General features: G+C 32.2%; 15 protein-coding genes. 8 read left to right on the forward strand and 7 right to left on the reverse strand.

The genetic code is table 11. The features are described 5' to 3' along the window. Positions 1–77: 77 nt before the first annotated feature. From BP92_RS0105675 to BP92_RS0105690, 3 genes are all read left to right on the forward strand, one after another. Positions 78–1,091 carry a nucleoid-associated protein gene (locus BP92_RS0105675; RefSeq protein ID WP_026725173.1) on the forward strand — a complete coding sequence of 338 codons (1,014 nt, stop codon included), beginning with the start codon at positions 78–80 and terminating at the stop codon, positions 1,089–1,091. Beyond that, positions 1,091–2,362 (forward strand): hypothetical protein, encoded by a 1,272-nt coding sequence (locus BP92_RS0105680; RefSeq protein ID WP_026725174.1) that lies wholly within the window; start codon positions 1,091–1,093, stop codon positions 2,360–2,362. Before BP92_RS0105675 ends, BP92_RS0105680 begins: the two co-directional genes overlap by 1 nt. 404 nt (positions 2,363–2,766) lie before the next feature. After that, positions 2,767–3,282, forward strand: a complete 516-nt coding sequence (locus BP92_RS0105690) for a PAS domain-containing protein (RefSeq protein WP_026725175.1) — start codon at positions 2,767–2,769, stop codon at positions 3,280–3,282. Between the two features lie 171 nt (positions 3,283–3,453). Here BP92_RS0105690 and pyk read toward each other — a convergent pair whose 3' ends face one another. The 5 genes from pyk to BP92_RS0105715 form a co-directional block, all read right to left on the reverse strand. After that, entirely contained in the window at positions 3,454–4,884 is a 1,431-nt protein-coding gene (pyk, locus tag BP92_RS0105695) for a pyruvate kinase (RefSeq protein ID WP_026725176.1), read from the reverse strand. Between the two features lie 5 nt (positions 4,885–4,889). After that, entirely contained in the window at positions 4,890–5,363 is a 474-nt protein-coding gene (locus tag BP92_RS0105700; RefSeq protein WP_026725177.1) for an IPExxxVDY family protein, read from the reverse strand. Positions 5,364–5,465: 102 nt separating this feature from the next. Continuing rightward, positions 5,466–6,209 carry a ribonuclease III gene (gene rnc, locus BP92_RS0105705; RefSeq protein ID WP_026725178.1) on the reverse strand — a complete coding sequence of 248 codons (744 nt, stop codon included), beginning with the start codon at positions 6,207–6,209 and terminating at the stop codon, positions 5,466–5,468. A 2-nt stretch (positions 6,210–6,211) separates the two neighbouring features. After that, entirely contained in the window at positions 6,212–7,465 is a 1,254-nt protein-coding gene (fabF, locus tag BP92_RS0105710) for a beta-ketoacyl-ACP synthase II (RefSeq protein WP_026725179.1), read from the reverse strand. 176 nt (positions 7,466–7,641) lie between these two features. Beyond that, positions 7,642–7,878, reverse strand: a complete 237-nt coding sequence (locus tag BP92_RS0105715; RefSeq protein WP_007137004.1) for an acyl carrier protein — start codon at positions 7,876–7,878, stop codon at positions 7,642–7,644. A gap of 173 nt (positions 7,879–8,051) precedes the next feature. Between BP92_RS0105715 and purN the strand changes: the two genes are divergently transcribed. Genes purN through rnhA form a run of 3 tightly spaced genes read left to right on the forward strand, consistent with a single transcriptional unit; the run spans position 8,052 to position 9,681 of the window. After that, entirely contained in the window at positions 8,052–8,609 is a 558-nt protein-coding gene (purN, locus tag BP92_RS0105720) for a phosphoribosylglycinamide formyltransferase (protein ID WP_026725180.1), read from the forward strand. Then, positions 8,606–9,199 carry a hypothetical protein gene (locus BP92_RS0105725; protein ID WP_026725181.1) on the forward strand — a complete coding sequence of 198 codons (594 nt, stop codon included), beginning with the start codon at positions 8,606–8,608 and terminating at the stop codon, positions 9,197–9,199. The genes purN and BP92_RS0105725 overlap by 4 nt, the downstream gene beginning before the upstream one ends. 2 nt (positions 9,200–9,201) lie before the next feature. Further along, complete coding sequence (rnhA, locus tag BP92_RS0105730; protein ID WP_026725182.1) at positions 9,202–9,681, forward strand: ribonuclease HI; 480 nt, start codon at positions 9,202–9,204, stop codon at positions 9,679–9,681. Between the two features lies 1 nt (position 9,682). Here the strand turns inward: rnhA and BP92_RS0105735 are convergent, their stop codons facing one another. Continuing rightward, positions 9,683–10,048 carry a hypothetical protein gene (locus tag BP92_RS0105735; RefSeq protein ID WP_026725183.1) on the reverse strand — a complete coding sequence of 122 codons (366 nt, stop codon included), beginning with the start codon at positions 10,046–10,048 and terminating at the stop codon, positions 9,683–9,685. Between the two features lie 124 nt (positions 10,049–10,172). On the opposite strand from BP92_RS0105735, the gene BP92_RS0105740 reads away from it, so the two are divergent. Then, complete coding sequence (locus BP92_RS0105740) at positions 10,173–11,102, forward strand: PfkB family carbohydrate kinase (RefSeq protein ID WP_026725184.1); 930 nt, start codon at positions 10,173–10,175, stop codon at positions 11,100–11,102. Positions 11,103–11,182: 80 nt separating this feature from the next. Then, positions 11,183–13,081, forward strand: a complete 1,899-nt coding sequence (locus BP92_RS0105745) for an amidophosphoribosyltransferase (RefSeq protein WP_026725185.1) — start codon at positions 11,183–11,185, stop codon at positions 13,079–13,081. A gap of 631 nt (positions 13,082–13,712) precedes the next feature. Here the strand turns inward: BP92_RS0105745 and BP92_RS0105755 are convergent. Beyond that, a complete protein-coding gene (locus tag BP92_RS0105755; RefSeq protein WP_026725186.1) occupies positions 13,713–14,318 on the reverse strand; it encodes a superoxide dismutase in 606 nt (201 codons plus the stop codon). Between the last annotated feature and the right edge of the window lie 80 nt (positions 14,319–14,398).

Genomic DNA, 14,398 nt, shown 5'->3' on the forward strand with positions numbered 1-14,398 from the left:
GAATTTTGGTATATTGCAGAGTTAATATTTTATTATTTATTTTAAAGATGAATAATAAATTTCTAAATAAAATTTAAATGGAACTTAGTAAGATTATAATTCATGAATTAATTAAAGAAAGTGAAAGCAATGAGGTAGAATTAATACTTTCTGAAGAATTAATACCTAACAATGCTGAATCTACGGCTTTAGTTACAGCTCTTTCAGATAGTTATAAAAGCGACAGGATTTTATATGCAGTATTTGATAATTCAGAAGGTAAATATTTTCCAGAAAAGTTTACAGAATATAGGGCCACTATCAGAAGTAATGTAGACTTCATAAACTTTACAAGGCTCGTAATTGGTAATTTAGTCGGGCTGATTCAGCCTATTACTTTTGCAACTGGAGGATATTTTGTATTTACTGAATATATTGATAACGGATATAATTTTGTTGCTGTTTTTTTAATTCGTGATGTTGAAGGTAAAATTTTAAACAAAACGGCAAATTCATTTTCTATACAAACAGTTGAGTATGTCGACACCAAAAATTTAGCTATGGCATGTCGAATAAATGAAAATAGAATTGACGAAGAAGAAATAAATTATCTTTCATTTACTCAACTAAGACAACAAGAAGTCTCAGAATATTTTAAAAATTGGATTTCAATTCAGCAACTTGAATCAAGCAGTGATTATACAAAATCACTTTATGAAATCATAACTCAAATAGAACCCCCTATAAATCCTGAAACAAATGCTCAATATGAAATAGAGACATTCAGAAATTTAGTTTACAGTTATGCTTCGAGTAGCCCAACAGACACGATAAATGTCCGAGATTTAAGTCAACATTTTTATCAAGATGAAAACATAATAACAAATTTTGCTGATGAAAAGAATATTTCTATTGATACTGAATTTAGATTCAATAAAAGGCAATTAAAAAAATTCATTAAACTTGAGGTTAATAGAGATGGGATAAACTTAAAATTCTCTCGAGGGGTCTTAAACGAAAAGGTTAGATTGTCAGAAGATAATCCAAATCTTGTGATAATTGAATCACAAAGTTTCGCTAATGCATTGAGAAACGAAATAGGTAATAACTAATGTTAGAAACTCATAGAAAAATATTTGAAATTTTTCAACAATCTGGTTTTGAAATAAAACCAGATAAAATTGACTTTCATTATTCTGCAAATATTGAAAGTCAACTTATTGCTTTAAATATTAAAGTTGAAAACATAAGAAATGTAACATTAAGTGTTGAAAAAGAAAATTTACCATTAAAAATTTACCATGATTTTAATTCTTATCTAAAACTAACTGAAGTAAAAAATAATAATAATGTTTTAATTTTAAATCCTGATAATTTACCTTATTCATTAATAAATAATTCAACATACATAAATTTTGAAGAAAAAAACGAAAATTATTTTTTCAAAAATGCTATTTCCTTTAACGATTTTATAGATTTCTTAAAAACTCAAGAAATTGACACTGAAGAAGCTTTCCATTTTGTTGATTATTTAAATGACATATCAAGAAAAATTGTTTTTACTAGTTTAACAGACAAAGGGCGATTGATTGTTAAATATCATAACCAAATATCACACTTTGATGAGAATATAAATTTAAATAATTCTCTAGAAAACTTCAAAAACTGCTTTGTTGAAAAAAATCATCATTTGCCAAAATTTTTAAAAAGTTCAATTATCGAATACGCTAGTAGATTTGATTCAGAGAATAGAATTTACAGTGTATTTGAAGAATTAAATGAAATTACAAACAATGCAAGAATAAATTTTGAGATATATTTAAATAATTTATCTATTGATAAAATAAGAAAAGAATATGATGAGTATAAATCAAAGTATTTTAAAGACGTCTCTGAAATATTAAATAATTTGACTCAAAAAATAATTGGTTTTCCATTATTAATTGCAACAACTTTGTTTGCTATTGAAAAAGTAAAAGAAAGCTCGACGTTCTTAATACTATTAATCATAACAATCTTAATTACAAATATATATATGGTTTTTTTGTTAAAAATTAATTTTAATGACTTATCTTATATAAAAACAATTTCAAATCAAGATTTCAAAACATTAAAAGAGAATAATTTTTTTACTAAATATCCTAATGAGTTGGAAATTTTTATAAAAATAAAGTCACGTATAACAGTTAGAGTAAAACTTCTAGAATTAATCTGCGAGTCTTATTTTTGGATTTTAGGAATTTCTAATATTGCAATAATTGGTTTAATATTTAATTACCTAAGTTTTTCTTTCGTGCAAATTACTTTGGTTTTGTTGGTTTTGCTTTTAATACTTTCAATATCAAGAAATTCAATTTTGAATAACAAAGAAAATGATCTGTAAGTTTTTATAATCAATGCTTAGTGTTTTAAATTTAAGTTCAATTTTGATATTTTTTCATATATTTAAAAAAAAATTATGTGCACAAAAAGTATTTCAAAAACATCTGTAAAAAGAACACGATCTGGTCTTTTAAAAAAAGTTCAAAAATTGCGAAATAAAAAAATGATATGTTATTGTAGTTGTACTCCCTGTGGATTCGACAAGCATTGTGGAGCTATTTTTTGTTATGTAAAATAACTTTGATTCTCGCGTTAGCAACCAAACAGCTAAAATGAAAACCTCCATTTTCAATCCAAAATGGAGGTTTTTTCATTCCATTTCCCAACTTAAACAAGCGTTAAAGTTGCCTTTTCTAACTTATTGATTCATTTTTCTTTTTAGTTTTATATTAAATTACAATCGTTATGGAGTTCAAAGTTTACGATGCTGCGTTTGCAAAACAGTATGAAAATGGCGCTATAAAAGCAATGCCGTTAGTGTCTTGGGATATTTATTCTCAGTTTTTATTGCAAACAAATGTGTTGCTTCATGATGTAAATTCGTTACATCAAATAGCTAACAAAAATCAATGGAAATCGGTTTGGAATTACAAAGAAAGTTTACAAGATGAAGCTGTTATTGTGGTTACAGATGCGCAATTAAAAATTGTTTTCGCTAGTAAAAACATCAAAAAAATGAACGGTTACGAAGCACAAGAAGTTATTGGAAACTCACCAAAAATGTTTCAAGGTCCAAAAACAGATTCTAATATAAGTTTCGAAATCAGACAGGCTATTTTAAACAAAGTACCTTTTGAGAAAAACGTAATCAATTATTGTAAAGATGGCTCGTTATACAAATGTCACATCAAAGGATTTCCTATTTTCAACGATAAAGGAAAAGTAATAAATTTTATCGCATTTGAGAAAATTGCGGCTTAAAGTTATCCAAATAGTAAAACTACTACTTCTGTCAAGCTGAACTCGTTTCAGCTTCTAATTTATTAATTTTATTTTGAGATTCTGAGACGAGCTCAGAATGACAAAGGAAATAAAAATAAAAACGAGTGCTAGTAATGTAGCACTCGTTTTTTTATAATTATAAAGTAAAGCTTATTCTATTTCAGAAACACGCATCGTGTTTACCATTCCTTTTGCTACGATAGGCATTGCGGCTAAGTTTACTACCATGTCGCCTTTTTTTACGTATTTCTTTTCTTTACAAATGGTGTTGATGTCTTCAATTGTATCATCTGTACTAACTAATTTGTCGTAGAAGTAGGCTCTTACACCCCATAACAAGTTCAACTGAGTTAAAATACGCTTGTTAGATGTAAACACTAAAATATGCGATTTTGGACGCCAAGCTGAAATTTGAAATGCCGTATAACCTGAGTTGGTTAACGTTGTAATCGCTTTAGCATTAATGGTATCCGCCATCTGAGAAGCGTGGTAACAAATCGATTTGGTAATGTAGCGACTGTTTTTAACCATCGGTTGCGAAATCGGCACTTTGATAAGTGGAGAATCTTCCACACTTTCAATAATACGCGTCATGGTTTGAATTACTTCTACAGGATAATTTCCTACTGAAGTTTCTCCAGATAACATTACCGCATCAGCTCCGTCCATTACTGAGTTTGCTACGTCGTTTACTTCAGCACGTGTTGGCGTTAATGATGTAATCATCGTTTCCATCATTTGTGTTGCTACAATTACTGGAATACGAGCTGTTTTTGCTCTGTGAATCAATTTTTTCTGAATCAATGGCACTTCTTCTGCCGGAACTTCTACTCCTAAATCACCACGAGCTACCATCAATCCATCACAAAACGCTACGATTTTATCAATGTTTTCAACCGCTTCAGGTTTTTCAATTTTGGCAATAATTGGAATTTTATGATCCGAATGTTCTGCAATCAAATCTTGCAAATCTTCTAAATCTTTTGGAGTTCTTACAAACGATAATGCAATCCAATCCACATCGTTTTCGATAGCGAATTTAGCATCGCGAATGTCTTTTTCGGTTAAAGCAGGAAGCGAAACTTTCGTGTTTGGTAAGTTTACTCCTTTTTTGGATTTCAAAGGACCACCTTGAATTACTACCGCTTCAACTTCAGTATTTTTATCGGTTTTAGTAACTTCGAAAATTAATTTTCCGTCGTCTAATAAGATTCGTTCTCCTGGATTTACATCTTTTGGAAATTCTTTGTAGTTCATGTAAACACGCTCTGCAGTTCCTAAGATGTCTTCTGCCGTAGTGAACGTGATTTTATCGCCTTTGCTTACTACTACGTCTTCTTTCATTACGCCTACACGCAATTTCGGACCTTGTAAATCGGCTAAGATGGAAGTGGTATAACCAAACTCATCGTTTAGTTCTCTAATCATGTCAATTCGAGCAGTAACATCGGTATAATCAGCATGTGAAAAGTTAATTCGGAAGACATTAACTCCAGCATCCACCATATTTTTAAGCACTTCTTTTGTGCTACAAGCTGGGCCTAATGTAGCTACAATTTTAGTTTTTTTATTTGTCGGCATTTTAATTAAAAAATTAAATTATTTTTTGATTTTAAGTTTGTTGTATCAACGGTATAAGCAGTGGTTACATTTTTGATTTTTAATATTTTATCAATTGTTTTATCGGCGTCAAAACCGTAATCGATATTTTCAATTTTAATCAAATAATCTGCTTTTTTATATTCTGGAAGTAAAAAAACGGTAATGTCAACTTGTTCAAAAAGCGAACTCGTTTGTTTGTCCGAATTGATAATCGTAGTTTTATTTTCGATTAAGGTCCAAATTACATCGTTCTTTTCATCATCAAAAGCGAAATTCTCAAAAGCGCTTTTCCCTTCTGGTATGGCAATTTCTACGTAGTTATCATTTTTTTGTAACTGCAATCCCAATTCCCTGTTTAAGCAATACGCTAATTTGTAATCTTCTAAAGATGAATGCAAGGCAATTAACTCATAATCATCTGAAATAAAATCGTTTATTTGAATTTTATGAATGGCCATTTTCCAAAATTAAGGGGTAAAGATAAGGCTAAAATACGTTAAAAACTACCCATTGAGTAGTTCTTAACGATAATTTATAAACTCAAACGTTTGAGTAGGGGATTATTTTTTCGAAATTTTTTCTTGAAAGACAAAATACGCTCTTTGGGCAGCTTTTTCTTCCGCTTTTTTCTTAGAAGTAGCTCTAGCTTTAGCGATAATTTTGTTATTGATCGACAATTTTACGCTGAAATATTTTTGTCCTTCTTGTCCATTATCTTCGATAAAATCAAAGGCGAAAGGTACTTTTTCTTTTTGGCACCATTCGATGATTAAACTTTTGTAACTGATGACTTTACCTTCTAGTTTGGCAATGTCAACATATTGTTTAATGATTTTATTTTGGATGAATTTTTCGCAATACGTAAAGCCTTTGTCTAAATAAATAGCGCCAATAAAAGCTTCAAATAAATTACCATGAATGTTTTCGCCAAACTGACTCGAATTGACTTTGCTTTCTACAAATTGCAATAAGTTGAAATCACGTCCAAGTTCGTTCAAATGTTCTCTACTGACAATTTTCGAACGCATTTTTGTCAAATAACCTTCATCTCCCGATGGAACTTCGTTGTATAAATGAGCTGCGATAACGCTTCCCAACATCGCATCACCAAGGAATTCCAAGCGTTCGTAATTAAATGGATTTCCTTTTTCATCCAATTTATTTGCTGAACGATGGGTAAATGCTTTTTTGTAATATCTCAGTTCTTTAGGTTCAAAGCCGAGAATTTTGGTAATTTTTTCAAAAAAAATCCCGTCTTCTTGAGAACGGGAATTTTTTCGTATTTTATTAAATAAACGACGCATGTTTAGTTCTCAAATTTTTTGAATAAAACACAAGCGTTATGTCCACCAAAACCAAAAGTATTACTCATGGCCACTTTAATTTCGCGTTTTTGCGCTTTGTTTAAAGTTAAGTTTAATGATGGATCAATGTTTTCGTCTACAGTTGTATGATTAATCGTTGGAGGCACAATGCCGTTCTGCATCGCTAAGATAGAAGCAATTGCTTCAATAGCACCAGCAGCACCAAGTAAGTGACCTGTCATCGATTTAGTTGAGTTAATATTAATGTTTTTAGCGTGATCACCAAAAACATGGCTAATTGCTTTTAACTCAGCAACGTCTCCAAGCGGTGTTGAAGTTCCGTGAGTGTTAATGTGGTCTACATCTTCTGGTTTTAAACCAGCGTCACGTAAACAGTTTTCCATTACAGCAATAACTCCAATTCCTTCTGGGTGTGGAGCTGTTAAGTGATACGCATCAGAAGATAAACCACCACCACCTACTTCACAGTAGATTTTAGCACCACGCGCAATCGCATGTTCGTACTCTTCTAATACTAAAGCACCAGCACCTTCACCTAAAACAAATCCATCACGAGTAGCATCAAAAGGTCTTGAAGCTGTTTCTGGACTTTCGTTTCTAGTTGATAAAGCTTGCATTGAGTTAAATCCGCCCATACCTGCAATAGTTACGGCTGCTTCAGAACCACCTGAAACCACAACATCACACATTCCTAAACGAATGTAGTTGAACGCATCTACTAAAGCATTTGCCGAAGAAGCACATGCAGAAACCGTAGTATAGTTAGGTCCCATAAAACCATTTCGCATTGAAATGTGTCCAGGAGCAATATCTGCAATCATTTTAGGAATAAAGAATGGATTAAAACGCGGTGTTCCATCACCAGCGGCATAATTCATTACTTCGTCTTGGAAAGTTTGTAAACCTCCAATACCTGCTCCCCAAATAACTCCAACTCTATGTTTATTTACATTTTCTAAGGAAATACCAGCATCTTTGATGGCTTCGTCACTCGCAACAATAGCATATTGAGCAAACTTATCCATTCTGCGAACCTCTTTTTTGTCGATAAAATCTTCTACATTGAAGTTTTTAATCTCACAAGCAAATTTGGTTTTATGCTTTTCAGTATCGTAATAAGTAATAGGGGCAGCGCCACTTTTTCCGTTCACAAGACCGTCCCAATATTCTTGAAGAGTATTCCCAATAGGAGTTAACGCTCCAAGACCTGTTACAACAACACGCTTTAATTGCATATTCTAATTTTTAAAAAATCGTTTAAACAAATAATACCCGTGTTTTCTTTAGTTATAATGAATAAAGAGACAAGGGTATTTCAATATATTGTGATTGAAATTCAATCAAAAATAGTCTAATTTCTTTAAAATAATAAAAACCCGCATGCAAAAAATGCACACGGGTGTTTTATTTATTATTTTTTAGCTTCTTCGATGTAAGAAATAGCTTGACCTACAGTAGCAATGTTTTCAGCTTGGTCGTCTGGAATTTGGATATCAAATTCTTTTTCGAACTCCATAATAAGCTCAACAGTGTCTAATGAATCAGCTCCTAAATCATTTGTGAAGCTTGCTTCTGTTACAACTTCGTTTTCGTCAACACCTAATTTGTCTACGATAATCGCTTTTACTCTTGATGCAATGTCTGACATAATCTTTAATTTTTAATTTAATTTGTTGGCAAAAATAAAAAACTTTATTTTAAAACAACCTTTTTGTTACTAAATGTGACTACGAAAATAAAAAAAAATATTCACAAAGGCCTCTTTTTTTTATTTTTTACCAATAATTATTCTTTTTTTTGTGGGAAGAAATCAATACTGAAATGAAGAATATTGTGCTTTTTGCTTCCGGAAATGGCTCAAATGCCGAAGAAATTATTCGCTATTTTAAAAAAAATAACCAAGGAACTGTAGTCGCTATCTTTTCTAACAAACCAGATGCCAAAGTGTTAGATAGAGCAAAAAATCATAACATTCCTTCAGTCGTTTTTTCAAAAAGTCAATTAAATGAAGGTTTTGTGCTCGAAAAACTGCACCAATTTCAGCCTGATTTAATCGTTTTAGCAGGATTTCTATTAAAATTTCCCGAGTCTATATTAAAGGAATACCCAAAAGTAATCAATATTCATCCTGCTTTATTACCAAAATACGGCGGAAAAGGAATGTACGGCATGAATGTGCACCAAGCTGTTTTAGAAAATAAAGAAAAAGAAACCGGAATCACCATTCATTATGTAAACGAACATTACGATGAAGGCGAGTTCATTTTTCAAAAAGCGGTCAATATCGAAGATTGCAAAACCGCGGAAGAAATTGCGAATAAAATCCATGAATTAGAACATCAATATTTTCCTGAAACTATAAGCAAACTATTGTCATGAAAAAGATATTTATTATTTGTACATTCTTTTGTTTTTTTCAGGTAATAAGTCAAGAAAAATTTGAGATTAAAAAAATAGGTTTTTCAATGAATTCTCCTCAAGGATGGCATGTTATTAAAGATGAAGAAGCTCTAAAAAATCTTGAACAATATGATTTAACAGATGAACAATTGGATCTTTTGTTAAAAACAAATACAAAACAACTTATTACATACTCCAAATACGACCCCAAAAGAGTTGTTGGAATCATTCCAACTATCAAGGTTAGAACAATGGAAACTAAGAGCAACTCGATTGAAAGTTTTATAAAAGAAGTTCAATCATCTACAGAAGATGCTTTGAAAATTTTTGAAGACTTCCGGTTTACACAGCAACCGATTCCTATTAATGTTTCGGGTAAAAAAGCTGTAAAATTTGATGTTCAATTTACTATGAAAAATAATGGAAAGGAATATAAAATTGTTAGTCATAGTTATTATATTCTTTTAAAAGGATATTTTATATCATTAAATTTTATTGAGGAAGTTGGAAAAGAAGAAAACTCAAAATTATTTGATGAAATTTTCCAGAGCATCCAAATATCTAAATAAACATGTCACACGAAGTCCACATATACACAGACGGTGCTGCGAAGGGAAATCCCGGACCGGCTGGCTATGGCGTGGTGATGGAAATGGTAGGAACTCCGTATAAAAAAGAATTTTACGAAGGTTTTAGATTGTCTACTAATAATAGAATGGAATTATTAGCCGTAATAGTAGGTTTAGAGAAATTAAAAAACCCAAAAACTAAAGTCTTAGTCGTTTCCGATTCGAAATACGTGGTGGATTCTGTAGAAAAGCGCTGGGTATTTCAGTGGGAAAAAATCAATTTCAAAGCCAAGAAAAACCCCGATTTATGGATGCGTTTCTTAAAAATTTACCGAAAACACCAAGTTGATTTTCAATGGGTAAAAGGACACAACAGTCATCCGCAAAATGAACGCTGCGATGAATTAGCCGTTATGGCATCGCAACAAGAAAAATTATCTATTGACGAGTTTTATGAGCGAGAAGAAGGGAAGTTGTTGTAGATTATTTTTTTGCTTTATAGATTCCACTAAATAATGATGAAAAACTAAATAAAAGATAAGGTATCGAGCTTTTAAAGTACAAATCTTTATCAATAATTCCTTCATATTTAATCTTCCAAAAATACCAAATAAGCATTGGAATTATAATAAATAATAGAGAATGTCTTTTTTCTGATTTTAAAAACCAAAAGATAAATGACAAATTAATCACAATGTAGGTTAAATATAAATCAAGAAGTTCTCCGTTTATTACAAAATCCATCAATCCACTTCCTAATGAATTACTTGTATTTCCATTGTAAGAAATCTGAATAAAATAAAAAGAGACGATTAAGCCAATTAAAATTATCTTTTTAAAAGATTTCATTTCTAGTTTTTTAACAAATCTACAAAAACAACTCAAAACTCTAACCTTTTAAACTTTTAAACACTTAAACTTTTAAACTTCTAAACAAAAACTTATCTTTGCACCTTATTTCAAATTTAATTTAATGAACAAACTATTAATAGTAGGAACAGTAGCTTTTGATGCTATTGAAACGCCTTTCGGAAAAACAGATAAAATTTTAGGTGGAGCCGCTACTTACATTGGTTTAGCGTCTAATTTTTTTAATGTAGATGCAGCAGTAGTTTCTGTGGTTGGAGAAGATTTTCCAAAGGAATATTTAGATTTATTAGAAAATAAAGGAGTAAATATCGAAGGAATCGAAATTGTAAAAGGTGGGAAAACCTTCTTTTGGAGTGGAAAATACCACAACGACTTAAATTCTCGTGACACTTTAGTAACAGAATTAAACGTTTTGGCCGATTTTAATCCAGTGGTGCCACAAGCGTATAAAAATTCGGATGTAGTTTTATTAGGAAACTTACACCCAATAGTGCAATCAGGAGTTTTAAACCAAATGACGGAACAACCAAAATTAGTCGTTTTAGATACGATGAACTTTTGGATGGATTGTGCGTTACCAGAATTATTAGACGTTATCAAACGTGTAGATGTTATTACCATCAACGATGAAGAAGCGCGTCAATTATCAGGAGAATATTCTTTGGTTAAAGCAGCGGCTAAAATCCATACCATGGGACCAAAATATGTGGTAATTAAAAAAGGAGAGCACGGAGCGTTATTGTTCCATAACAAAGACGTATTCTTTGCTCCAGCTTTACCATTAGAAGAAGTGTTTGATCCAACAGGAGCTGGTGATACATTCGCAGGAGGTTTCGCAGGTTACATCGCACAATCAGAAAACATTTCGTTTGGCAATTTGAAGAACGCTATTATTTACGGTTCAAACTTAGCTTCTTTCTGTGTGGAGAAATTTGGAACTGAGCGAATGGAAACTTTAGATAAAAACGAAGTGAATGCGCGTTTGAAACAATTCAAAGCCTTAACGCAATTTGAAATAGAATTAGAAGAATAAAAACGTGCCTCGAAATTTCGGGGCATTTTTTGTTTCAAAAAGAATAAGAATTACAACAACCTACAACAACACAACAACTTATGAGTGACGCTATACAACACGAATGTGGAATTGCATTACTACGATTAAAAAAACCGTTAGAATTCTATAAAGAAAAATACGGAACCGCTTTCTATGGTGTACAAAAAATGTACTTACTTATGGAGAAGCAACACAACCGCGGTCAAGACGGAGCTGGATTAGCGAGTATTAAATTGGATGTAAATCCAGGAGAAAGATACATTAGCCGTATTCGTTCAAACGACCCGCAACCTATCAAGGATATCTTCGCTCAAATTAACGACAGAATCAGTCGCGAGTTAGAAGAACATCCAGAGTATCAAAACAATGTGGCACTTCAAAAACAAAATATTCCATATTTGGGAGAAGTGTTTTTAGGTCACGTTCGTTATGGAACTTTCGGTAAAAATAGCATCGAAAGCGTTCATCCTTTCCTTCGTCAAAACAATTGGATGCATCGAAATTTAATTGTTGCGGGAAATTTCAACATGACCAACGTAAAAGAGTTATTCCAAAACTTAATTGACTTAGGGCAACATCCAAAACAAATGGCCGATACCGTTACCGTAATGGAAAAAATTGGACATTTCTTAGATGATGAGGTTACCGAATTATACAAACAATGCAAACACGAAGGGTATTCTAAGCAAGAAGCTTCGCCAATTATCGGAGAACGATTAAATGTACAACGCATTTTAGAACGCGCATCTCGTAATTTCGATGGAGGTTACGCAATGGCTGGACTTTTCGGTCATGGCGATTCGTTTGTTTTGCGCGATCCTGCCGGAATTCGTCCTGTGTATTTCTACGAAGATGATGAAATTGTAGTAGTGGCTTCAGAACGTCCAGTAATCCAAACGGTTTTCAATGTACCTTTCGAAAAAGTGCAAGAATTAGATCCTGGAAGTGCTATCATCATCAAGAAAAACGGAAATGTTTCTATTCAAGAAGTGAGAACTCCGTTAATCAAAAAAGCGTGTTCGTTTGAACGTATTTATTTTTCTCGCGGAAGCGATGCCGAAATTTACAGAGAGCGCAAAGAACTAGGAAAATTAATCTTCCCAAGTGTTTTAAAGGCAATCGATAACGATACCGATAACACCGTTTTCTCTTTTATTCCTAATACAGCAGAAACTTCTTTTTACGGAATGTCAGAAGCGGCTCAAGATTTCTTAAATCAAAGAAAAGCCAAAGCAATTATCGAGCAAAAAGATACGTTGACGGAAGATACTTTAAAAGAATTACTTTCAGTAAAAATCAGAACTGAGAAAATAGCAATTAAAGACGCAAAATTAAGAACGTTTATTACTGAAGATAGTAGTCGCGATGATTTAGTAGCTCACGTGTACGATGTAACGTATGGCGTGGTAAAACCAACCGATAATTTAGTGATTATTGATGATAGTATTGTAAGAGGAACTACTTTAAAACAAAGTATCATTAAAATGATGGATCGTTTGCATCCAAAGAAAATTGTCGTAGTTTCATCGGCACCTCAAATTCGTTACCCAGATTGTTACGGAATCGATATGGCGAAATTAGAAGGATTAGTAGCGTTCAGAGCAGCCTTAGAATTGTTGAAAGAGCGTAATTTATATCATATAGTAGAAGAAGTGTATCAAAAATCGAAAGCACAAGAGGATTTTAGTGATGCTGATGTGGTGAATTATGTAAAAGAAATCTATGCGCCATTCACTGATCAAGAAATTTCAGATAAAATTGCCGAAATGCTTACGCCAGAAGACACAAAAGCTGAAGTAAAAATCATTTACCAAACGGTGGAAGATTTGCATAAAGCTTGTCCGAAAAACTTAGGAGATTGGTATTTCACAGGAGATTATCCAACAGATGGAGGAAATCGTGTAGTAAATCGTGCATTTATGAATTTTTATGAAGGAAAAGATGCTCGCGCTTATTAAAAAAGGCGTTTCATCGACTTTTTATTTCGTTTAACAATTTTTTTATAGTAATATAAAATCTCGCCATACTTTAGCACTACCAGAAAATTAGTAGGTTAAGTTTATGGTAGATTTGGGGCAAAAAGGGTACGCAATGCGTGCCTTTTTTTTGTCTAAAATTGTCGTTTTAACAAAAGGTAAGGGCAAATTTTATTAAAAAAGTGCATTTCATCGACTTTTTATTTCGTTTAACAATTTTTTTATGCAAGCATACTATCTTGAAGTACTTTAGTACTACCAGAAAATTAGTAGGTTAAGTTTTATGGTAGATTTGGGGCAAAAAGGGTACGCAATGCGTGCCTTTTTTATTACCCAAAAATGAATGAATTTGTTAGAAAAAGTAAAAAATTAACTTATTTTGTTTTTCAAAAATGCATTTCATCGAGTTTTTGTGTTATTCAACAATTTTTTTCGTCACATATAAAAGAGAGTTCTACTTTAGTGCTACCAGAAAATTAGTAGGTTAAGTTTTATGGTAGATTTGGGGCAAAAAGGGTGAAAGCAATTTCACCTTTTTTATTTTAATAAACTTGGTAACAAAAAAGGCGAAGATTTATCAATCCTCGCCTTTTTTAATTTTATTTATTCTTAATTATTTCGCTGCAGCAAAACGTTTTGCAACTTCAGTCCAGTTAATTACATTAAAAAACGCTTCCATATAATCAGGACGACGGTTTTGATAGTGTAAGTAATAAGCGTGTTCCCAAACATCCATTCCTAAAATTGGTTGTCCGCCACAAGCCACACCTGGCATTAATGGATTGTCTTGATTTGGAGTAGAACAAACTTCTAATTTTCCATCTTTCACACATAACCAAGCCCATCCTGAACCAAAACGAGTAGCTCCCGCTTTAGAAAATTCAGCTTTAAATGCGTCAAATGAACCAAATGCTGCATCAATTGCAGTTGCTAATTCACCTGTTGGTAAACCACCACCGTTTGGCGACATAATTTCCCAAAACATAGTGTGGTTATAGTGCCCACCACCGTTGTTACGAACTGGCATATTGTTCATATCAAGATTTTTCATGATATCTTCAATAGATTTTCCTTCTAAATCCGTTCCAGTAATAGCGGCGTTTAAGTTGGTAACATAAGCGTTGTGGTGTTTAGAATGGTGGATTTCCATTGTTCTAGCATCAATATGTGGTTCTAATGCGTCGTAAGCATAAGGTAATTGTGGTAATTCAAAAGCCATGATATTTAATTTTTAGATTAATAATATTTTCACCAAATTTACAAATTAAACTTCGGATTCAAAAATAGATAGTTTTTATA

The sequence above is a fragment of the Flavobacterium sasangense DSM 21067 genome, from assembly GCF_000686885.1.
Lineage (GTDB): Bacteria > Bacteroidota > Bacteroidia > Flavobacteriales > Flavobacteriaceae > Flavobacterium > Flavobacterium sasangense.

What these genes read in the sequence shown, in the direction of transcription:
- BP92_RS0105675 (WP_026725173.1), top strand. Translation starts at nt 78, where the DNA reads ATGGAACTTAGTAAGATTATAATTCATGAATTAATTAAAGAAAGTGAA.
- BP92_RS0105680 (WP_026725174.1), top strand. Translation starts at nt 1,091, where the DNA reads ATGTTAGAAACTCATAGAAAAATATTTGAAATTTTTCAACAATCTGGT.
- BP92_RS0105690 (WP_026725175.1), top strand. Translation starts at nt 2,767, where the DNA reads ATGGAGTTCAAAGTTTACGATGCTGCGTTTGCAAAACAGTATGAAAAT.
- pyk (WP_026725176.1), bottom strand. Translation starts at nt 4,884, where the DNA reads ATGCCGACAAATAAAAAAACTAAAATTGTAGCTACATTAGGCCCAGCT.
- BP92_RS0105700 (WP_026725177.1), bottom strand. Translation starts at nt 5,363, where the DNA reads ATGGCCATTCATAAAATTCAAATAAACGATTTTATTTCAGATGATTAT.
- rnc (WP_026725178.1), bottom strand. Translation starts at nt 6,209, where the DNA reads ATGCGTCGTTTATTTAATAAAATACGAAAAAATTCCCGTTCTCAAGAA.
- fabF (WP_026725179.1), bottom strand. Translation starts at nt 7,465, where the DNA reads ATGCAATTAAAGCGTGTTGTTGTAACAGGTCTTGGAGCGTTAACTCCT.
- BP92_RS0105715 (WP_007137004.1), bottom strand. Translation starts at nt 7,878, where the DNA reads ATGTCAGACATTGCATCAAGAGTAAAAGCGATTATCGTAGACAAATTA.
- purN (WP_026725180.1), top strand. Translation starts at nt 8,052, where the DNA reads ATGAAGAATATTGTGCTTTTTGCTTCCGGAAATGGCTCAAATGCCGAA.
- BP92_RS0105725 (WP_026725181.1), top strand. Translation starts at nt 8,606, where the DNA reads ATGAAAAAGATATTTATTATTTGTACATTCTTTTGTTTTTTTCAGGTA.
- rnhA (WP_026725182.1), top strand. Translation starts at nt 9,202, where the DNA reads ATGTCACACGAAGTCCACATATACACAGACGGTGCTGCGAAGGGAAAT.
- BP92_RS0105735 (WP_026725183.1), bottom strand. Translation starts at nt 10,048, where the DNA reads ATGAAATCTTTTAAAAAGATAATTTTAATTGGCTTAATCGTCTCTTTT.
- BP92_RS0105740 (WP_026725184.1), top strand. Translation starts at nt 10,173, where the DNA reads ATGAACAAACTATTAATAGTAGGAACAGTAGCTTTTGATGCTATTGAA.
- BP92_RS0105745 (WP_026725185.1), top strand. Translation starts at nt 11,183, where the DNA reads ATGAGTGACGCTATACAACACGAATGTGGAATTGCATTACTACGATTA.
- BP92_RS0105755 (WP_026725186.1), bottom strand. Translation starts at nt 14,318, where the DNA reads ATGGCTTTTGAATTACCACAATTACCTTATGCTTACGACGCATTAGAA.